A 19,460-nucleotide genomic window follows, 5' to 3' on the forward strand; every position below is an offset into this window, starting at 1 on the left:
CTCCGCTTCCGCCTCTCGTACGACCCTCGAAGGGTTGGTACAGGCCAAATTCGGCCCTTTGGAGGCGCCGTGAAGGAGTGATGCAGACCCCCTCGGCCGGAGGCAGACTGGGGATCATGCGCACCGAAGTCGCCACGCTTCCCGGCCGTCCCGAACGCCCCAACGAGGACTGGGCGGCTGCGGCTCTACCCGCGTCCGGCGGGGGCGGGACGGTCGTGGTGCTGGACGGGGTGACTCCGCCGGCCGGCGATGACGGTTGTGTGCACGACGTGCCCTGGTTCACCGCCCGCCTCGGCGGCGCTCTGACCGAACTGTCCGCTTCGCGGCGCGACATGACGCTGTCCGGGATCCTGGCGGAGGCAATCCGGCGCACCGCGGACGCCCACCGGGACACCTGTGACCTTTCTCACGTCCGCACGCCTCAGGCGACCGTAGTGCTTGCACGCTGGGACGCGGCGACCGTCGAGTACCTGGTCCTGTCGGATTCCGTGCTGCTCCTGGAGGCGCCGGACGGGTCCGTGCGGGCGGTGCTCGACGACCGGCTCGACCGGGTCCCGGACGAGATCCGGCGCTCGCTGGAGGCGACCGACCAGCTGCGGAACCAGGAGGGCGGCTTCTTCACGGCGGCGGCGGACCCGGACGTGGCACGGCGCGCGGTGACCGGGACGACGCCCCGGGCTGCGGTACGGGCGCTGGCGGCGCTCACGGACGGCGCGGCGCGCTGGGTGGAGCTGTTCGGGGTGGGCGACTGGGCGGACTGCGTCGCCCTGCTCGGCAAGGAGGGCGCGCACGGCCTGCTGACCCGGGTCCGGTCCCTGGAGGAGTCCGGCACGGCCGCCCACCGCTGGAAGCAGCACGACGACGCCACGGCTGTGTACGCGCTCCTTTAGTGGCCCCCTAGCCCTCCGCGCGCGCGTTCAGCTGGTGGAGCAGGCGGGCCAGTTCGGCGACCTCGCCGCGGTCCCAGTCGGCGAGCTTGCGGACGTACCGCCCGCGCCGTGCGTCCCGTACCCGGCGGAAGCGGCGCCGGCCCTCCTCCGTCAGGCGGACGAGCGAGGCGCGCCCGTCGGCCGGGTCGGGGTCGCGGGCGACGAGTCCGAGGTCCTCCAGGGCGCGGAGCTGGCGGCTCATGGTCGCCTTGCCGACGCCGAAGTAGCCGGCGAGTTCGGTGGCGCGCTGGGGTCCGGTGTCGTCCAGCCGGACGAAGAGTCCGTACGCGGAGGATTCGAGCTCGGGGTGGACCTCGCGGGCCATCTCGCCGGACTGGGCGCGGGCGCGGCGCAGAAAGACCGCCAGTTCCCGTTCCAGGGCGAGGAATTCCTGGTCCACACCACTCCCGTCGCGCGGCCCGCCGGTGGGCTCGCCTTCACTCCCCGTACCGCTTCCGTGCACGTCAGCACCTCTCGCGCGCTTTCCAGTGGCTGAAAGTTTCTTCCGGCCGCGGCCATCGCCGCAGCTCTCCCAGTATTTCGCAGGCGTAGACCAACGGCAGGACACAGGCCCCCTTCCGCCGAACCGGTCTACGTGCGTAGCGTCTTCGCTGACATGTCCACACCAGGACTGTCTCCCGCGCTCCCACCGAGCCTTTCGGAGGCACGCAATGCCCGTGCACAGATCCGGAAAGTCCCTCGCCGGCGCCGCGCTCGCGGCCCTGGCCCTCCTCCTGCCCCTCACCCTCTCCGGCCCGGCGAACGCGGCCGACGCCGACGCCGACTCCGTACCCGCGCGCGGCTCCGCGTACATGGGTATGGGCGTCATCAAGCACGACGGCCAGGGCGGCAAGCCCGGCGGCATATCGATCCAGGCCGTCCAGACGGAGGGCGTGGACGTCTCCAGCCACCAGGGGAACGTGGCCTGGTCGACCCTGTGGAACAGCGGGGTGAAGTGGGCCTACGTCAAGGCGACCGAGGGCACCTACTACAAGAACCCCTACTTCGCGCAGCAGTACAACGGCTCGTACAACGTGGGCATGATCCGCGGCGCGTACCACTTCGCGACCCCGGACACGACGACGGGCGCGGCGCAAGCGGACTACTTCGTGAACAACGGCGGCGGCTGGTCCAGGGACGGCAAGACGCTCCCGGGCGCGCTGGACATCGAGTGGAACCCGTACGGGGCGACCTGTTACGGCAAGACGCAGTCCGGGATGGTCGCCTGGATCCGTGACTTCGTGAACCGGTACAAGTACCGGACCGGGCGCGACCCGGTGATCTACACGGCGACGAGCTGGTGGAAGCAGTGCACCGGCAACTACTCGGGCTTCGGCTCGACCAACCCGCTGTGGATCGCCCGGTACGCGACGACGGTCGGCGAACTCCCGGCGGGCTGGCCGTACTACACGATGTGGCAGTACACGTCGTCCGGCCCGACGGTCGGCGACCACAACCACTTCAACGGCGACCTCTCGCGGGTGCAGGCGCTGGCGTACGGCTGAGCGCGATCGCGGTCAGCCGACGGCCCCCCGGGTGCGCGGCGGCGCGCCCGCGGGGGCCTTCGGCTGTCGGGGAACCGCCCCCGCCCTGCCGTGCCCGGTGGTCCGGAGTGCTGGAGCCGGCTCCTGTTCAGCTTTGCTGTGGGGGTTCGTCCGCGACAATGGTGCAGTTGACCACGCGTCCGGGGACGTTGTCGTCGATGCCCCTGAGAACGCACGTGTCGGGGTCCACGGGAGGGTCGGGAGGGTTGGGGACTCCCCCGTCGATGAGGGCGCCGGAGGCGTTGGCGATCGGCTCGTCACCCGCACCGGACTCCCCGCCTGCGGCAGTGATGTCGTCGCTGCCGGCACGGGCGCTGATCGTGCCCGTGTTCCCGGGGCCGCCTGCTCCGCCGGCGGCGCCGTTGACCGCCGCACCTCCGCTTCCGCCGGAGGCCCGAAGAGTGTCAGGCATGGCAGTGCCTCTGACCATGCCGGCGTTCCCGGCCCCACCGGCTCCGGCAGTAGCGCCCTCGCCGGAGGCGGTCCCGCCCAGGCCACCCTGGGCCGTGACCGAGAGGGGGAAGGGACCCGGCAGTTGCGGGGGGATTTCGGGGCCGATCCGGCCGGTGCCGCCGATCCCGGCCCCACCGTCCCCGGCGACGCTGCCCGGCTGGAGCGCAGCCGCGCCACCCTGGCCGCCTGTGGCTGTCACACTCATCATGCGCGTTCCGGTTCCCGTGACAGTGCCGGTGATTCCCTCACCGCCCTGCTGCGCCGTGCGACCTGCGCCTCCGTTGCCGGTAATGCTGGTCGGGCCGTTGGCCAGACCGGCGATCCCGTCGCCGCCAGGGGCGCCGACGCCGCCAGTGGCGACGACGGAGTTACCGGGGATGTTGGTGACGACTGCGCCATCGGCGCCGATCCCCGCCCCGCCCGGACCTGAACGCCCGGCGCCGCCGGTGATGGTGACGATGAATGTGCCTTCCTCCCCGGCTTCGGTCGTCGGGTCGTTGGGGTTGATGGTGCCGTTCACGCCGTTTCCGCCGGTGGAGCCGACGCCACCCGTCACGTTGATGCTGACGGGGGGAGTCAGGTTGACGGGGTTGGGACGGGTCGTGATCAGTCCTGTGCCGCCGACCCCGGCGCGGCCGGGAGTCGAGCCGGTCCCGTCGCGGCCGAAGATGTTGACCGTGCCGCCCGTGGACTTGACGGTGCCCTCGACCGTGTCCACGGGATTGGAGGAATTGGGCCTCGTCACGATGTTGAAGATGTAGATGTCGTCGACTCCGCGGGACCCCTCGAGGACCTCGCCCGCCCTGATGCCGCTCAGGCACACAATGGTCTGGCCGGGGCCGACAGGGCGGTTGATGCGCTGACAGCCGGGCGGGGTGCTCTGCGCGGCCGCCGGGGTGACGCCGGCCACGGTGAGTGCGGCTGTAGTGGTGGCCACGGCCATAATCGCCAGGGCCTGTCGACCGGCAAGGGCAGGTGGTCGGGTGGAATGCACGGATACTCCTTCGTTGGCCGGCCTCCCCGGCAGGGGGCGTCCCCCACTGCTCAGGAAGCTACGATCCGCGGTGCTCCCTCACATCCGCTGCTGAGCCGTTCGGCCGAGCGCACGCTCGCACCCCACGAACCTGCCGGGATCCCGCTCCCCCACCTCCCATTGGTCCGTGACCGTCGCTGCCGAGTCTTCACCCGGTACCGGAGGCCGCGTGAAGGCTCGGGGCGGCCGGGCCCGAGTCGGAGATGGACAGCCCTGCCCCCGCCACACTCGGAGAGAGGGCGGCCACCATCAGAAGCTCACGGGGAGGTTCAGCCCGTGAGCCCCGCGACGAACGAGGCCCAGGCAGGTCCGGCGACCACGAGGACCGGACCGGCGGGGACCTTGCTGTCACGGACGGGGACGACACCGGGGACGTCGTCGAGGACCTCGACGGAGCTGCCTCCGTTGCCGTCGCTGTAGGAGCTCTTGCGCCAGGCGTCGTCGACGAAGTCGTACGCCACCTCGACACAGTTGCCGCCGTCACCGTCGCTGTAGCTGCTCTTGAACCAGCGAGCGTTGCTCAGGTCGTACTCGCGCATCGTCTGTAGTCCTCAGCCGCCGATTCGAGCAGGGCCAGGGACGCCGCCGGCGACAGGGCGGCGGCCCTGAGCAGATCGTAGGCGGCCTGCGCCCGCTTCACCACCGCCGGATCATCGAGCAGGTTGCCCGAATACACCGCCTCTGTATGGGCCGTTGGCGGCGCATCCTCGAACTCCATGAGCTTGAGGGGTTTACCCATCTTCGGAGAACGGTCTCGTGCAGAATCACCCAGTACACCGGCCGCGTGGCGTCCTTGAGGATCGCGGCGCGATCCATCCGTGCCCGTACCGTCTCCTCGACGTACTCCTCGGTGGCGAGCGGATTGCTGGCCCGCACGACCGCACGCGCGTAAGCCGGCGTCTGGAGCAGTCCAGGTATCGATGTGGACTCGAACTCGCAGATCTTCGTTGCCAGCGCCTCCAACTCCGCAGCCGCCTGGAAATACGACGCGTACGGTGAGTTGTCGATCAGCTTGCGACACGTCCGTTCGAAAATGTCCCCGGTCTTCAACACCTCGTCGATTCGCTGAGCCACATCCAATTGAGGCTTTCGAATCGCCTGCTCGAACTGACCGATGTAGCCCCCGACACGAACACCATGGTCCCCAGCTGCACCTGGGAAAGCCCCGCCGCCTCCCGCCGCTCCTTCAGGAGTTCCCCGAAGAACTCCCACGCGTCCTGCCGCCTGCCTCTGGCCATGGGTTAACTCCCCCGCATTTCCGTGCAGTTGTCCCGTCGCACATACCACTGTACGGATCTGCCCCCGACCCCGTGGATGTCAGGCCGAGGTTTTCCCCGAAAGGGAAGGGCCCCCGAAAAGCCGGGCGAGCCGGGGTATTTCGTCGACCTCCAGCCACCGGCCACGAGGTGGGGCGAGGACATCGGGTGCGTCGTCGCCCTGCTCGGCCGACACCGCCTCGTAGAAGGCGTCACCGGAGTCGTCGGGCTGTCCGGTCAACTCGTCGAACGCGCCCTGCCCGACGTACCCCAGCAGCTCCCACTCGGGCCACTCGTCGTCGGCCCAGTCGTCCAACGTGCGCGCCGCGAGTCCCCGCACCTCAGGCAGGTCCGCCAGGGAGTCTGGATCGACCAGAGCGGCTTCGTACGCTTCCCGCCCCTGGCTCACGAGCCAGACCCGGAAGTAGTGGAAGCCGTCGTCCGAACACAAGCCGGACAAGAGGTACTGCGCCGCCGACCACAGCTCCCGGGTGTAGGCCCGGTTGCGCGCCAGCTCAAGGCGGGCCTGGAATCCGACGATGTCGGCGGCCGACCGACGCACCAATTCCGTCCGCAGCCACTCGAGCCGCTCGTCCCGCCCGCCCGGCTGCCGGCGCAGGTACTCGATCAGTGCCCAGAAGGCGTCCTCGTCCATGCCGTCCACGATGGCAGCCGCCACTGACAACGAGCGTGGGGCGCCCCACCCATGGGCGCCCCGCTCCTCGTACCGGATTACGCCGCCGCGCTCACCGTCACCTCCGCCGGGGCGAGGGCGATCTCGAGGACCTGGCGCACGTCCGTCACCGGGTGGACCTCCAGCTTCTCGAGGATCTCCGCCGGGACGTCGTCCAGGTCGGCCTCGTTCCGCTTCGGGATCACGACCGTCGTGGTGCCCGCGCGGTGGGCCGCCAGGAGCTTCTGCTTCAGGCCGCCGATCGGGAGGACCCGCCCGGTCAGCGACACCTCACCAGTCATCGCCACGTCCGTGCGGACCAGCCGGCCGGACAGCAGCGAGGCGAGCGCCGTCGTCATCGTGATGCCCGCGCTCGGGCCGTCCTTCGGCACCGCGCCCGCCGGGAAGTGGATGTGCACGCCCCGGTCCTTCAGACCGGTCACGGGCAGCTCCAGCTCCGCGCCGTGCGACCGCAGGAAGGAGAGCGCGATCTGCGCCGACTCCTTCATCACGTCGCCCAGCTGACCGGTCAGGGTCAGCCCCGCCGCACCAGTCTCCGGGTCGGCGAGCGAGGCCTCCACGAAGAGGACGTCACCGCCCGCGCCCGTGACGGCCAGGCCGGTCGCCACGCCTGGGACCGCGGTCCGGCGCTCGGCCGGGTCCTGGGCGGACTCCGGGATGTGGTGCGGGCGTCCGATCAGCCCGCGCAGATCGTCCACGCCGACCGTGAACGGCAGCTCGCGGTCGCCCAGTTCGTGCTGTGCCGCGACCTTCCGCAGCAGCCGCGCGATGGACCGCTCCAGGTTCCGTACGCCCGCCTCGCGGGTGTACTCGCCCGCCAGCTTCCGCAGGGCCGCGTCCTCCAGGACCACCTCGCCCGGCTCCAGGCCCGCGCGCTCCAGCTGCCTCGGCAGCAGGTGGTCACGGGCGATGACGACCTTCTCGTCCTCCGTGTACCCGTCGAGCCGGACCAGCTCCATCCGGTCGAGCAGCGCCTCCGGGATGGCCTCCAGGACGTTCGCCGTCGCGAGGAAGACGACGTCGGAGAGGTCGAGTTCGACCTCCAGGTAGTGGTCCCGGAAGGTGTGGTTCTGCGCCGGGTCCAGGACCTCCAGGAGCGCCGCCGCCGGGTCGCCCCGGTAGTCGGAGCCGACCTTGTCGATCTCGTCGAGCAGGACCACCGGGTTCATCGACCCGGCCTCCTTGATCGCCCGTACGATCCGGCCCGGCAGGGCGCCGACGTACGTACGCCGGTGGCCGCGGATCTCCGCCTCGTCCCGTACGCCGCCGAGCGCGACCCGGACGAACTTCCGCCCCATCGCGTGCGCGACGGACTCGCCGAGCGAGGTCTTGCCGACGCCGGGAGGCCCGACAAGGGCCAGTACGGCCCCGCCCCGCCGCCCGCCGACGACACCAAGCCCCCGCTCGGCGCGCCGCTTGCGGACCGCCAGGAACTCGGTGATCCGCTCCTTCACGTCCTCCAGGCCCGCGTGCTCGGCATCGAGGATGGCCTTGGCGCCCTGGATGTCGTACTGGTCCTCGGTCCGTTCGTTCCACGGCAGTTCGAGGACGGTGTCGAGCCAGGTGCGGATCCAGGAGCCCTCCGGGGACTGGTCGCTGGACCGCTCCAGCTTCTCGACCTCCTTGAGGGCCGCCTCGCGCACCTTCTCCGGCAGGTCGGCGGCCTCGACGCGGGCCCGGTAGTCGTCGGACTCGTCGCCCTCGGTCTCCCCGTTGAGGTCGCGCAGCTCCTTGCGTACGGCTTCCAGCTGGCGCCTCAGCAGGAACTCGCGCTGCTGCTTGTCGACGCCCTCCTGGACGTCCTTCGCGATGGACTCGGCCACGTCCTGCTCGGCCAGGTGCTCGCGCAGCTGGGCCGTGGCGAGCTTGAGGCGGGCGACCGGGTCGGCGGTCTCCAGGAGCTCGACCTTCTGCTCGACGGTGAGGAAGGGTGAGTAGCCGGAGTTGTCGGCGAGGGCGGAGACGTCGTCGATCTGCTGGACGCGGTCCACGACCTGCCAGGCGCCGCGCTTCTTCAGCCAGCTGGTGGCCAGCGCCTTGTACTCCTTGACCAGCTCGGTCACGGAGCCGGGCAGCGGGTCGGGCACGGTCTCCTCGACGGCGCTGCCCTCGACCCAGAGCGCGGCGCCCGGGCCGGTCGTACCCGCGCCGATCTTGACGCGGCCGCGGCCGCGGATGAGCGCGCCGGGGTCGCCGTCGGACAGCCGGCCGACCTGCTCCACGGTGCCGAGCACACCGGTCCCGGCATACGTGCCGTCGACGCGCGGCACGAGGAGCACCCTGGGTTTACCGCTGCCGGAGCGAGCGGCGGCCTGGGCGGCCTCGACCGCGGCGCGCACGTCGTTGTCGGACAGGTCCAGCGGCACCACCATTCCAGGCAGCACGACCTCGTCGTCGAGCGGCAGCACAGGCAGAGTGAGCGGTGAGGACGTCGAAGCCATGATCTCCCCTTCGGCAGTCAAGTTGAGCTATGTGGACTCAATGCACAGGGCTCGATGGATGTTCCCGGCCGGCTGTTCGCCCTGAGCGATCACTCTGCCGAGGCTCGGAGCGGGGCCCCGTGGGCCCGGGCGCGCGGGGCCGGGCGCTGGCCCCGGGCGCGCAGGGCAGGGCCGTGGGCCCGGGCGCGCGGGGCCAGGCGCGCGGCCCGGCACGGGGCCTCGGCCCCGTCGGCCCGGCGCGGGGAGCCGGGTGCCCGAGCCCGGGCCGGGCCCCAGGCGCACGGGCCCGGCCGTGGCCCCGGGCGCGCAGGACCGACGCCTGGATCTCGGCGCGCGGGCCCGACGCGTAGGCCTGGCGCGGGGACTCGGCCCCGTCGGCCCGGCGCGGGACCCGGCCCCGTGGGGGCGGCGCGGGACCCGGCCCCGTCGGCCCGGCGCGGAACCCGAACCCGTCGGCCCGGCACGGGGACCCGGCCCCGTGGGGGCGGCGCGGAACCCGAACCCGTCGGCCCGGCGCGGAACCCGAACCCGTCGGCCCGGCACGGGGACCCGGCCCCGTCAGCCCGGCGGCGGACCCGGCCCCGTCGGCCGGCGCCTGGCCCGGCCTTGCGGGAGCGGACGGGAGCGCCCGGGGAAAACGCCCCGCCTCGACGCCCTGCACGCGGCTCTGGTCAACCGGCTCGGGTGAGGGGCATGCTCGGGGGCATGGTGAGCGGAGGGCGGTACGCGAGGCTCTGGTCGGCGTCGGCGGTGCTGGCGATCGCGCTGACGGTGGGCGGCTGCGGCAACCAGAACACCCCGCCCGAAGCACCCCCGACCAGCACGGCCCCCACCAGCACGGCCCCTGCGCCTCCCGTCCCCACCTCACCGGACGGGACCGTGAAGAACGACCACGAACCCGGCCCCCGCGAGGTCCTCCTCGAGGTGAACGTCAACGGCGGCCTCGCCGGCGTCCGCAACCAGCTGATCGTCCATTACGACGGCACCTACACCACCCGCTCCGGCACCGACGCCCCGCGCACCGGCCGTATGACCGCCGCCGAAGTGGCCGAGCTGCGCGCGGCGCTGGAGGACCCTGCGTACGCGAAGGTGCCGGCCCGGCCGACGGGGCAGCCGGTGCCGGACGGCTTCCAGTACGTCTTCACCCACCGGTACCGCGTCGTGGTCGCCGGGGACGGCGAGCGCCCGCCCGCGCTCCAGCGCGTCTTCGAGGCGCTGCCCGACGGCGGCCCGCCGACCGGCCCCTGACCCGCCGAACGGCCCCTGACCCCGCGCGTCAGCAGTCGGGAATCGGTTTGTCCCGGCCTATCCCCTCCCGCAAGGATGGCGGAGACGACCCCCGAGCCGATCGGAGCGAGAGAACATGTCCACCCCCGTCACCCTCGACCGTCGCGAGGGACCGTACGGAGAAGTCGTGCTGCGCCGGCGCGACGAGCACTTCGAGATCATCGCCAACGGCACCTTCCTGATGGACACCTCCGACGGGCGCTCGGAGCGGCTCCTCATCGACGCGGCGATGGACGCCCTCGGCGGCCGGCCCGGCGCCTCCGTCCTGATCGGCGGCCTCGGCGTCGGCTTCTCCCTCGCCCACGCCGCCGCCGACCCCCGCTGGAGCCGTATCGCGGTCGTCGAGCGCGAGCAGGCGATCATCGACTGGCACCTCGAAGGGCCGCTGACCTCGATTTCCGGCCAGGCGTTGGCCGATCCGCGCAACGTGATCCTGCACACGGACCTGGTCGAGTACGTCCGTACCGCCCCCGACACGTATGACGCCCTCTGCCTGGACATCGACAACGGACCCGACTGGACCGTCACCGAGGACAACCAAAGCCTGTACTCCGCCGAGGGGTTGGCCGCCTGCGCCAGGCGCCTGAACCCGGGCGGAATCCTCGCCGTATGGTCCGCCCAGCCGTCCGCCGATTTCGAAGAGTCCTTGCGGAATGCCGGATTCAACGGGGTACGGACGGAAGAGATCCCCGTTGCCCGGGGCGTCCCTGACGTGGTGCACCTCGGCGTCCGGCCTGCGTAGCCGGGACACTCTCCGTGCCTCTAGGCTGCTGGCCGACACCAGCGATGCGAGGCGGGGCAATGGAGCAGACACACACCACTCACCACGGTGCGGCGGCCACTCCGGGTGCGCAGCGACGAGTGCTGGTCGTCGAGGACGACACGACGATCGTGGATGCGATCTCCGCGCGGCTGCGGGCGGAAGGATTCCTCGTCCAGACGGCGACCGACGGCCCGGCGGCCGTGGACGCGGCCGAGGCCTGGCAGCCGGACCTGATGGTGCTCGACGTGATGCTGCCCGGCTTCGACGGCCTGGAGGTCTGCCGCCGGGTCCAGGCCCAGCGCCCGGTCCCGGTCCTCATGCTCACCGCGCGGGACGACGAGACGGACATGCTGGTGGGGCTCGGCGTCGGCGCCGACGACTACATGACCAAGCCGTTCTCGATGCGCGAGCTGGCCGCCCGGGTGCACGTCCTGCTGCGCCGGGTGGAGCGGGCCGCGCTCGCGGCCGTGACCCCGCGGAGCGGGATCCTGCGCCTCGGCGAGCTGGAGATCGACCACGCGCAGCGCCGGGTCCGGGTCCGGAACGATGACGTGCACCTGACGCCGACCGAGTTCGACCTGCTGGTCTGCCTGGCGAACACGCCGCGCGCGGTCCTCTCCCGCGAGCAGCTCCTCGCCGAGGTCTGGGACTGGGCGGACGCCTCCGGTACGCGCACGGTCGACAGCCACATCAAGGCGCTGCGCCGGAAGATCGGGGCGGAGCGCATCCGTACGGTCCACGGCGTGGGGTACGCACTGGAGACGCCGGCGTCATGAGCCGCCGGGGGCAGCGCCCCGAGCGCCGGAGAAGGCGCCGGATCGTGATCTCGATCAAGACCAAGCTGGGCACGCTGGTCGTCGGGGCGGTCCTGCTGACCTCGGGGCTCGCGCTGGTGGCGATACGGACCTCCACGGAGTTCCGCTACATCACGATCTTCGCGATGATCGCGACGCTGCTGATCACCCAGTTCGTGGCGCAGTCGCTGACGGCGCCGCTGGACGAGATGAACACGGTGGCCGGGTCGATCTCGCGCGGCGACTTCAGCCGCCGGGTGCGCGGCGCGGACCGCCGTGACGAGCTGGGCGACCTCGCCTCGACGATCAACCGCATGGCGGACGATCTCGAGTCCGTCGACCGGCACCGCAAGGAGCTGGTCGCCAATGTCTCGCACGAGCTGCGGACCCCCATCGCCGCGCTCCGGGCCGTGCTCGAGAACGTCGTCGACGGCGTCTCGGAGGCCGATCCGGAGACCATGCGGACGGCCCTGAAGCAGACCGAGCGGCTCGGCAGGCTGGTGGAGACCCTGCTCGACCTGTCACGTCTCGACAACGGTGTCGTCACGCTCAAGGCACGGCGCTTCGAGGTCTGGCCGTACCTCTCGGGCGTGCTCAGGGAGGCCAATCTGGCCGCGTCCCAGCGCGGCCTGTCCTCCACGTCCGGCCTGCACAACCGTACGGACGTCCATCTGCACCTGGACGTCTCGCCGCCCGAGCTGACCGCGCACGCGGACGCGGAGCGGCTGCACCAGGTGATGGCGAACCTGATCGACAACGCGGTGAAGCACTCGCCGCCGCACGGCCGCGTGACGGTACGGGCGCGGCGCGGGGTGTGGCCGGACTCGCTGGCCCTGGAGGTCGAGGACGAGGGTCCGGGCATCCCGGAGGCGCTGCGGCACACGGTCTTCGAGCGGTTCAACCGGGGACAGGTGGCGGCCCAGGCCGGTCCGGGGAGCGACGGCGGTACGGGGCTCGGGCTCGCGATCGCCCGCTGGGCGGTGGATCTGCACGGCGGCGAGATCGGTGTGGCCGAATCGTCACGCGGCTGCCGTATCCAGCTCACTCTTCCGGGCAGCCTTCCGGCGCGGGATTGACGTAGGGTCGAACCGGAAGCACATGTTCTGCGTGTTGATGGACAGGACACGATCAGGACGTGGTCAGGGATGCGTACCTCAGGGGCCGCACCCCGGGTCTCTCGTACCCGCGAGAGGGCAGAACCACGCTTGTTTCCCGCCAATCCCTGCTCCGAAACACCGCGTCAAGTGTGACTTGCGCGACGTTGGAGTGCCCGGCCTGCACCTCTCGGCCAGGGAGGCGTAGCCTTTATTTCCGCTGTCCATCACCTTGTGAAGCGGAAGAGGGCGGTTACCGCCGTGTCGTCTCAGTCCCCCAGTACCCCGAGTACCTCCACCGGCCAGGACGGGCAGGGTCAGAACCCTGCGACCGCCTTCGGCGCCAATGAGTGGCTCGTCGACGAGATCTACCAGCAGTACCTCCAGGACCCGAATTCGGTCGATCGTGCCTGGTGGGACTTCTTCGCCGACTACAAGCCCGGTGCCACGGAGACGCCGGCCGCCGCGCCGCAGGTGAGCCCCGCACAGGCCGCACCTGCCGCGCCCGCCGCCCCGGCTCCCGCTCCGGCGCCCGCCCAGGCCGCCCCGGCCCCCGCCGCCCCGGCTCCGGCCGCTCCGGCCCCGACCCCGGCTCCGGCCCCGGCGAAGCCCGCCGCCGCTCCGGCGCCCGCCAAGGCCGCCACTGCCGCGCCCGCCGCGAAGGCCCCCGCCGCCCCGGCCACCGAGGCCCCCGCCGGCCCCGAGCTGATCACCCTGCGCGGCCCCGCCGCCGCCGTCGCGAAGAACATGAACGCCTCGCTGGAGGTGCCGACGGCCACGTCCGTCCGCGCCGTCCCGGTGAAGCTGCTCTTCGACAACCGGATCGTGATCAACAACCACCTGAAGCGCGCCCGGGGCGGGAAGATCTCCTTCACGCACCTCATCGGGTACGCCATGGTGCAGGCGATCAAGGCCATGCCGTCGATGAACTACTCCTTCGCGGAGAAGGACGGCAAGCCGACCCTGGTCAAGCCGGACCACGTGAACTTCGGCCTCGCGATCGACCTGGTGAAGCCGAACGGCGAGCGCCAGCTCGTCGTCGCGGGCATCAAGAAGGCCGAGACGCTGAACTTCTTCGAGTTCTGGCAGGCCTACGAGGACATCGTCAAGCGCGCCCGCGTGGGCAAGCTGACGATGGACGACTTCACCGGCGTCACGGTCTCGCTGACCAACCCCGGCGGCCTCGGCACCGTCCACTCCGTGCCGCGTCTGATGCCCGGACAGTCCGTGATCATGGGCGTCGGCTCGATGGACTACCCGGCCGAGTTCCAGGGCACCTCCCAGGACACCCTGAACAAGCTGGGCATCTCCAAGGTCATGACGCTGACCTCGACGTACGACCACCGGGTCATCCAGGGCGCCGCCTCCGGCGAGTTCCTGCGGATCGTCGCGAACTACCTCCTCGGCGAGGACGGCTTCTACGACGACATCTTCGAGGCCCTGCGCATCCCCTACGAGCCGGTCCGCTGGCTCAAGGACATCGACACCTCGCACGACGACGACGTCACCAAGGCCGCGCGTGTCTTCGAGCTGATCCACTCCTACCGGGTCCGCGGCCACGTCATGGCCGACACCGACCCGCTGGAGTACCGCCAGCGCAAGCACCCCGACCTGGACATCACCGAGCACGGACTGACGCTCTGGGACCTGGAGCGCGAGTTCGCGGTCGGCGGCTTCGCCGGCAAGTCGATGATGAAGCTCCGCGACATCCTCGGCGTGCTGCGCGACTCGTACTGCCGCACCACCGGCGTCGAGTTCATGCACATCCAGGACCCGAAGCAGCGCAAGTGGATCCAGGACCGCGTCGAGCGCTCGCACTCCAAGCCGGAGCGCGAGGAGCAGCTGCGGATCCTGCGCCGCCTGAACGCGGCGGAGGCCTTCGAGACCTTCCTGCAGACCAAGTACGTCGGTCAGAAGCGGTTCTCCCTGGAGGGCGGCGAGTCCGTCATCCCGCTGCTCGACGCGGTCATCGACTCCGCCGCCGAGTCCCGCCTGGACGAGGTCGTCATCGGCATGGCCCACCGCGGCCGGCTGAACGTCCTCGCGAACATCGTGGGCAAGTCGTACGCGCAGATCTTCCGCGAGTTCGAGGGCAACCTCGACCCGAAGTCGATGCACGGCTCCGGCGACGTGAAGTACCACCTGGGCGCCGAGGGCACCTTCACCGGCCTCGACGGCGAGCAGATCAAGGTCTCGCTCACCGCCAACCCCTCGCACCTGGAGGCGGTCGACCCGGTCCTGGAGGGTGTCGTCCGCGCCAAGCAGGACGTCATCAACAAGGGCGGTACGGACTTCACCGTCCTGCCGGTCGCCCTGCACGGTGACGCGGCCTTCGCGGGCCAGGGTGTCGTGGCCGAGACGCTGAACATGTCGCAGCTGCGCGGCTACCGCACCGGCGGCACGGTCCACATCGTGATCAACAACCAGGTCGGCTTCACCGCCGCCCCGGAGTCCTCGCGTTCCTCGATGTACGCGACGGACGTGGCCCGCATGATCGAGGCGCCGATCTTCCACGTGAACGGCGACGACCCGGAGGCCGTGGTCCGCGTCGCGCGGCTCGCCTTCGAGTTCCGCCAGACGTTCAACAAGGACGTCGTGATCGACCTCATCTGCTACCGCCGCCGCGGTCACAACGAGGGCGACAACCCGCAGTTCACCAACCCGCAGATGTACAACCTGATCGACAAGAAGCGTTCGGTGCGCAAGCTGTACACCGAGTCGCTGATCGGTCGCGGCGACATCACCCTCGAAGAGGCGGAGCAGGCGCTCCAGGACTTCCAGGGCCAGCTGGAGAAGGTCTTCGCGGAGGTCCGCGAGGCCACCTCGGCGCCGGCCCCGGCGCACGTCCCGGACGCCAAGCCGGAGTTCCCGGTCACGGTCACCACCGCGGTCTCCCAGGAGGTCGTGAAGCGGATCGCCGAGTCGCAGGTGAACATCCCGGAGCGGATCACGGTCCACCCGCGTCTGATGCCGCAGATGCAGCGCCGCGCGGCCTCCATCGACGACGGCACGATCGACTGGGGCTTCGGCGAGACCCTCGCCATCGGCTCGCTGCTCATGGAGGGCACCCCGGTCCGGCTGTCCGGCCAGGACTCCCGTCGCGGCACCTTCGGCCAGCGGCACGCGGTCCTGGTGGACCAGGAGACCGGCGAGGACTACACCCCGCTGCTCTACCTGGCCGAGGACCAGGCCCACTACAACGTCTACGACTCGCTGCTCAGCGAGTACGCGGCGATGGGCTTCGAGTACGGCTACTCGCTGGCCCGCCCGGACTCCCTGGTCATCTGGGAGGCCCAGTTCGGTGACTTCGTCAACGGCGCGCAGACCGTCGTCGACGAGTTCATCTCCTCGGCCGAGCAGAAGTGGGGCCAGACCTCCGGCGTCACGCTGCTCCTGCCGCACGGCTACGAGGGCCAGGGCCCGGACCACTCGTCCGCGCGCCCGGAGCGCTTCCTCCAGATGTGCGCCCAGGACAACATGACGGTCGCGATGCCGACCCTGCCGTCGAACTACTTCCACCTGCTGCGCTGGCAGGTCCACAACCCGCACCACAAGCCGCTGATCGTCTTCACCCCGAAGTCGATGCTGCGTCTGAAGGCCGCGGCGTCGAAGGCGGAGGAGTTCACCACCGGCGGCTTCCGCCCGGTGATCGGCGACGACAGCGTGAACGCGGCCGACGTCCGCAAGGTCGTCTTCTGCGCCGGCAAGGTCTACTACGACCTGGAGGCCGAGCGTCAGAAGCGCGGCAACACGGACACGGCGATCATCCGTCTGGAGCGCCTGTACCCGCTGCCGGGTGCCGAGATCCAGGCCGAGATCGCCAAGTACCCGAACGCCGAGAAGTACCTGTGGGCGCAGGAGGAGCCGGCGAACCAGGGTGCGTGGCCGTTCATCGCGCTGAACCTGATCGACCACCTGGACCTGGCGGTCGGCGCCGACATCCCGCACGGCGAGCGCCTGCGCCGGATCTCGCGTCCGCACTCCTCGTCCCCGGCGGTCGGCTCGGCCAAGCGCCACCAGGCCGAGCAGCAGCAGCTGGTCAACGAGGTCTTCGACGCCTGACCCGCTGCCGTCCTGGTACGCGTACGACGAGAGGCCCGGCACCCCACGAGGGGTGCCGGGCCTCCGGCGTCGGCCCGGGCTATCCGAGGTTGGCCTCGAAGTCCCAGTAGGGGCGGTTGCGGTGCCGTGCGGAGAGGGTGTGCGGGTGCTGGGCGCCGAGGGTGCGGGTGAGGGAGAGCAGCGCGGCCTCCTCCAGCTTTCCCGCCTCCTCGACCTCACGCAGGCCGCGCAGGTCGGTGGCGAGCGCGATCTGGCTGGAGAGGGTGAGCGGGTGCTCGTTGCCCAGGGCGTGCCGGGCTCGGCGAAGAGTGTCCCTGCTGAGTTCGGCGGCGTCGGCCACCCGCCCGTTGAAGTTGCGGGCGGCGGCGGTGTTGAGCGCGCAGCCGAGGACCCAGGGATGGTCGGGTCCCACCGAGGAGGTGAGTCCGGCGAGTGCGGCTTCCAGGATGGCGAGGGCGTCCGCGCGTTCGCCGGAGGCCTGCATGACGAGCGCGGTGTTGGCGAGCACACCCGTGGCGACGGCGTGGGCCGGGCCCAGGAGCGCCCGGTAGCCGGCTTCGGCCTCGGTGACGAGCAGCCTCGCCTGGTCGAGGTCACCGTGCTCGCGCAGGTAGTTGGCGTAGTTGTTGATGGCGGCGAGGGTGATGTAGTGCCCGCGCCCGTGCACCTGCTCCAGCTGCTCGAGCAGGGTGGCCATGGTGGCTCCGAGGTCCTGCTGGAATCCGCCCTCCCGGCGTCGGCACAGGGCCAGTTGGGTGCGGGCGTACAGGGTCTGCAGGTGCTGCGGGCCGAGCACCTGGACGTGCACCCGGACGTTGGCCTCCTGGCGCGCGAGTGCCTCGCGGTACTGGCCGAGGAGCCGGAGGTCGTGGGCGAGGGCGTTGCTGGTGCTGAGCGTGTGGGCATGGCGGGTGCCCAGCACGCGCTCGCAGCGGACCAGCGACTCCGCGTCGAGGTCGTGCGCCTCCCGGTAGCGGCCGAGCGCCCGCAGCACGACGCCGAGGTTGTGGCGGGCGACCAGGGTGGAGAACTCGGTCTCGCCGAGGAGGCGTTGCGCCTCGGCGAGCACCTGACGCTGGAGCCGCTCCGCCTCCTGGTACTGGCCGAGGAAGCGCAGGTCGCTGGCGATGGCGCTGCCGGAGAGCAGTGAGCCGTGCTCGTTCCGGGGCGAGGAGGCGTTCAGCCGCTCGCGCTGGGCGAGATCGAGTTCGTACGCCTCGCGGAAGCGGCCGAAGGAGCGCAGGACGTTGCCCTGCTGGGTGGTCAGGTCCAGCATGGGCTGGTCCAGGGGGTCCATGAAGGTGGACCAGGCGTCCCGGATCCGCTCGGCGAGCTGGGCGCCGGCCCGGAACTCGCCGCTGCGGTAGCAGTAGCGCAGGCAGTTGAGGACGGCGGTCTGCACGCGGGGGTTGCGGCTGGTGAGGGCGCCTGACGGGCCGATGTGCGGCAGGAGTTCGGCGTACCGGGGCCACTGCCGGCTGTCCATCGGGTTGCCGGGGTCGGCCTCGGCGAGCAGGTTGCGGACGGCCTTGCGGTGGGCCTCGCGGTGTTCGCCGTCGGTGAGGCGGGCGACGATGTCGTGGACGAGCCGGTGCATGTGCACGGACTCCTGCTGCGGTCCCATCTCGGCGTTGGTGGCGGCGGGGCCACGGGTCTCGCGGGTGAGCACCGAGTAGTTGACGAGGGTGTCCAGGGCGCGGGTCCAGGCGGGCAGGTCGGTCGCCATCCAGCGCAGGTCCTCGGGCAGTTCGGCCTGGGGGTAGGCGCGTACGAGGCCGAGCGGGATGCGACCGGGGGCGAAGGAGGCGCACAGGCTGAGGACGTCGATGGCCTGCGGCTGGGTGCGTCGGAGCCGGTTGATCAGTATCGACCAGGAGGTGAGCGAGGCGTTGGGGTAGCCGTCTCCGGCCGAGGGCTCCTCCACCGTGGAGAGCCGTCCGTCGCGGACCATGCGCAGGTACTCGGGGACCTCCATGCCGGACTCGCCGAGCCAGGCGGCGGCCTGGACGAGCGGCAGGGGTACGTCGCCGAACTCGGCCGCGACCTCGTCGGCCTGGGGTGCGGTGATGTGGGAGGCGCGGCGCATCAGATAGGCGGTGGACTCGGCGCGGTCGAAGCTGGGGATCTCGAGGACGTCCGTGTAGTCGCCCCAGCCGCGGTTACGAGAGGTGATCAGGACATGGCCGGGTCCGTGGGGCAGGAGGACCTGGGCGCCGTCGGTGTCGTCCCAGCCGTCGAAGATGACGAGCCAGCGGGAGTGCGGGTCGCCGCGGCGCAGCGCCTCCCGCACGGCGCGAATGCGTTCGCCCGGTTCGTTGCCGCTGGGCAGGCGGAGTTCGGCGGCGAGTTCGCCGAAGCGGTCGCGCTGGACGTTGCGGTCGTCGGAGTTGACCCACCAGACGACGTCGTAGTCGGGGCTGAAGCGGTGGGCGTACTCGGCGGCGATCTGGGTCTTGCCGATGCCGGACATGCCGAGCAGGGTGCAGGCCGCGTTGCCGCGGTCGGCGTCCATGAGCCGTTCCTGGAGCTCGGTGAGGAGGTCGTCGCGTCCGGTGAACCTCGGGTTGCGGCGCGGGATCTCGCCCCAGATCTCGGGTGGGGTGTCGGGGTAGCGCACGGAGGCGCCGAGCGGGACACGGCGGCCGCCGGAGCGTCGGGGTTCCATGCCGAGCCGGCTCAGAAGTCGTGCTTCGGCCTCCTCCTCGCCCACGCCCCAGAGACTGACGGGCTCGAGGACGGCGGTGGCGGGGAGCAGCGGACGGTTGGTGAGGTTGACGGCGGCGAACCGGTCGGCCCGGGAGGCGACGAAGCCGCGCAGGACGTCGTTCCACTCGCCGGCCGGCCGGGGGCCGAGCTGGAAGAACCAGTCGTTGAGCACGAGCAGGACATGACCGCGGGCGAGCAGCAGGTCGCTGAGGGAGTCCTCCAGGGGAACCTCGCGCGGCGGGTCCCAGCGCTGCAGGGTCACGCGCACCCCGTGGGCTTCGAGGCGCTGGTTGATCCAGGTCGCCCATGGCCGGTGGTAGCCGGGGAAGACCACAAGGACGTGCTCGGGGGCGACCCCGCCACTGTCGCCTGCCGCGCTGCCGCCCGACCGCTGTTCCGCCATC

General features: G+C 71.2%; 13 protein-coding genes and 1 pseudogene. 7 read left to right on the forward strand and 7 right to left on the reverse strand.

The features are described 5' to 3' along the window. Window positions 1–116 precede the first annotated feature (116 nt). The gene (locus tag ACZ4VI_RS29660) at window positions 117–890 is read left to right on the forward strand and encodes a hypothetical protein (protein ID WP_468004154.1); all 774 of its coding nucleotides are present in this window, start codon (window positions 117–119) and stop codon (window positions 888–890) included. A 7-nt stretch (window positions 891–897) separates the two neighbouring features. Here ACZ4VI_RS29660 and ACZ4VI_RS29665 read toward each other — a convergent pair whose 3' ends face one another. Beyond that, window positions 898–1,392, reverse strand: a complete 495-nt coding sequence (locus ACZ4VI_RS29665) for a MarR family winged helix-turn-helix transcriptional regulator (RefSeq protein WP_468004156.1) — start codon at window positions 1,390–1,392, stop codon at window positions 898–900. Between the two features lie 208 nt (window positions 1,393–1,600). Here ACZ4VI_RS29665 and ACZ4VI_RS29670 point away from each other — a divergent pair, with 208 nt between their 5' ends. Continuing rightward, window positions 1,601–2,434, forward strand: coding sequence for a lysozyme (locus ACZ4VI_RS29670; protein WP_468004157.1), 834 nt, complete (start codon window positions 1,601–1,603; stop codon window positions 2,432–2,434). A gap of 127 nt (window positions 2,435–2,561) precedes the next feature. Here ACZ4VI_RS29670 and ACZ4VI_RS29675 read toward each other — a convergent pair whose 3' ends face one another. The 5 genes and pseudogenes from ACZ4VI_RS29675 to lon all read right to left on the reverse strand — a co-directional run bounded on the left by ACZ4VI_RS29675 (window position 2,562) and on the right by lon (window position 8,350). Beyond that, window positions 2,562–3,920 carry a hypothetical protein gene (locus tag ACZ4VI_RS29675; RefSeq protein ID WP_468004158.1) on the reverse strand — a complete coding sequence of 453 codons (1,359 nt, stop codon included), beginning with the start codon at window positions 3,918–3,920 and terminating at the stop codon, window positions 2,562–2,564. Between the two features lie 308 nt (window positions 3,921–4,228). Continuing rightward, window positions 4,229–4,498 carry a DUF397 domain-containing protein gene (locus tag ACZ4VI_RS29680; RefSeq protein WP_468004159.1) on the reverse strand — a complete coding sequence of 90 codons (270 nt, stop codon included), beginning with the start codon at window positions 4,496–4,498 and terminating at the stop codon, window positions 4,229–4,231. Further along, window positions 4,480–5,197: pseudogene (locus ACZ4VI_RS29685) on the reverse strand (helix-turn-helix domain-containing protein). The gene ACZ4VI_RS29680 and the pseudogene ACZ4VI_RS29685 overlap by 19 nt, the downstream one beginning before the upstream one ends. Window positions 5,198–5,276: 79 nt before the next feature. Further along, window positions 5,277–5,894 (reverse strand): DUF4240 domain-containing protein, encoded by a 618-nt coding sequence (locus ACZ4VI_RS29690; RefSeq protein ID WP_468004160.1) that lies wholly within the window; start codon window positions 5,892–5,894, stop codon window positions 5,277–5,279. Window positions 5,895–5,947: 53 nt separating this feature from the next. Beyond that, the gene (lon, locus tag ACZ4VI_RS29695; RefSeq protein WP_468004161.1) at window positions 5,948–8,350 is read right to left on the reverse strand and encodes an endopeptidase La; all 2,403 of its coding nucleotides are present in this window, start codon (window positions 8,348–8,350) and stop codon (window positions 5,948–5,950) included. 705 nt (window positions 8,351–9,055) lie between these two features. Between lon and ACZ4VI_RS29700 the strand changes: the two genes are divergently transcribed. The 5 genes from ACZ4VI_RS29700 to ACZ4VI_RS29720 all read left to right on the forward strand — a co-directional run bounded on the left by ACZ4VI_RS29700 (window position 9,056) and on the right by ACZ4VI_RS29720 (window position 16,350). Beyond that, on the forward strand, window positions 9,056–9,598 hold the full coding sequence (locus ACZ4VI_RS29700) for a hypothetical protein (protein WP_468004163.1): 543 nt from the start codon (window positions 9,056–9,058) through the stop codon (window positions 9,596–9,598). 115 nt (window positions 9,599–9,713) lie between these two features. After that, entirely contained in the window at window positions 9,714–10,379 is a 666-nt protein-coding gene (locus tag ACZ4VI_RS29705; RefSeq protein WP_468004165.1) for a spermidine synthase family protein, read from the forward strand. A gap of 59 nt (window positions 10,380–10,438) precedes the next feature. Beyond that, the gene (locus ACZ4VI_RS29710) at window positions 10,439–11,176 is read left to right on the forward strand and encodes a response regulator transcription factor (protein ID WP_315891128.1); all 738 of its coding nucleotides are present in this window, start codon (window positions 10,439–10,441) and stop codon (window positions 11,174–11,176) included. Then, window positions 11,173–12,270 (forward strand): HAMP domain-containing sensor histidine kinase, encoded by a 1,098-nt coding sequence (locus ACZ4VI_RS29715; protein ID WP_468004168.1) that lies wholly within the window; start codon window positions 11,173–11,175, stop codon window positions 12,268–12,270. The genes ACZ4VI_RS29710 and ACZ4VI_RS29715 overlap by 4 nt, the downstream gene beginning before the upstream one ends. Window positions 12,271–12,549: 279 nt before the next feature. After that, window positions 12,550–16,350, forward strand: coding sequence for a multifunctional oxoglutarate decarboxylase/oxoglutarate dehydrogenase thiamine pyrophosphate-binding subunit/dihydrolipoyllysine-residue succinyltransferase subunit (locus ACZ4VI_RS29720; protein ID WP_468004169.1), 3,801 nt, complete (start codon window positions 12,550–12,552; stop codon window positions 16,348–16,350). 79 nt (window positions 16,351–16,429) lie between these two features. Here ACZ4VI_RS29720 and fxsT read toward each other — a convergent pair whose 3' ends face one another. Further along, entirely contained in the window at window positions 16,430–19,459 is a 3,030-nt protein-coding gene (gene fxsT / locus ACZ4VI_RS29725; protein WP_468004171.1) for an FxSxx-COOH system tetratricopeptide repeat protein, read from the reverse strand. Window position 19,460 lies beyond the last annotated feature (1 nt).

It is taken from the genome of Streptomyces sp. NPDC029169, assembly GCF_055563935.1.

What these genes read in the sequence shown, in the direction of transcription:
- ACZ4VI_RS29660 (WP_468004154.1), top strand. Translation starts at nt 117, where the DNA reads ATGCGCACCGAAGTCGCCACGCTTCCCGGCCGTCCCGAACGCCCCAAC.
- ACZ4VI_RS29670 (WP_468004157.1), top strand. Translation starts at nt 1,601, where the DNA reads ATGCCCGTGCACAGATCCGGAAAGTCCCTCGCCGGCGCCGCGCTCGCG.
- ACZ4VI_RS29680 (WP_468004159.1), bottom strand. Translation starts at nt 4,498, where the DNA reads ATGCGCGAGTACGACCTGAGCAACGCTCGCTGGTTCAAGAGCAGCTAC.
- lon (WP_468004161.1), bottom strand. Translation starts at nt 8,350, where the DNA reads ATGGCTTCGACGTCCTCACCGCTCACTCTGCCTGTGCTGCCGCTCGAC.
- ACZ4VI_RS29700 (WP_468004163.1), top strand. Translation starts at nt 9,056, where the DNA reads ATGGTGAGCGGAGGGCGGTACGCGAGGCTCTGGTCGGCGTCGGCGGTG.
- ACZ4VI_RS29705 (WP_468004165.1), top strand. Translation starts at nt 9,714, where the DNA reads ATGTCCACCCCCGTCACCCTCGACCGTCGCGAGGGACCGTACGGAGAA.
- ACZ4VI_RS29710 (WP_315891128.1), top strand. Translation starts at nt 10,439, where the DNA reads ATGGAGCAGACACACACCACTCACCACGGTGCGGCGGCCACTCCGGGT.
- ACZ4VI_RS29715 (WP_468004168.1), top strand. Translation starts at nt 11,173, where the DNA reads ATGAGCCGCCGGGGGCAGCGCCCCGAGCGCCGGAGAAGGCGCCGGATC.
- fxsT (WP_468004171.1), bottom strand. Translation starts at nt 19,459, where the DNA reads ATGGCGGAACAGCGGTCGGGCGGCAGCGCGGCAGGCGACAGTGGCGGG.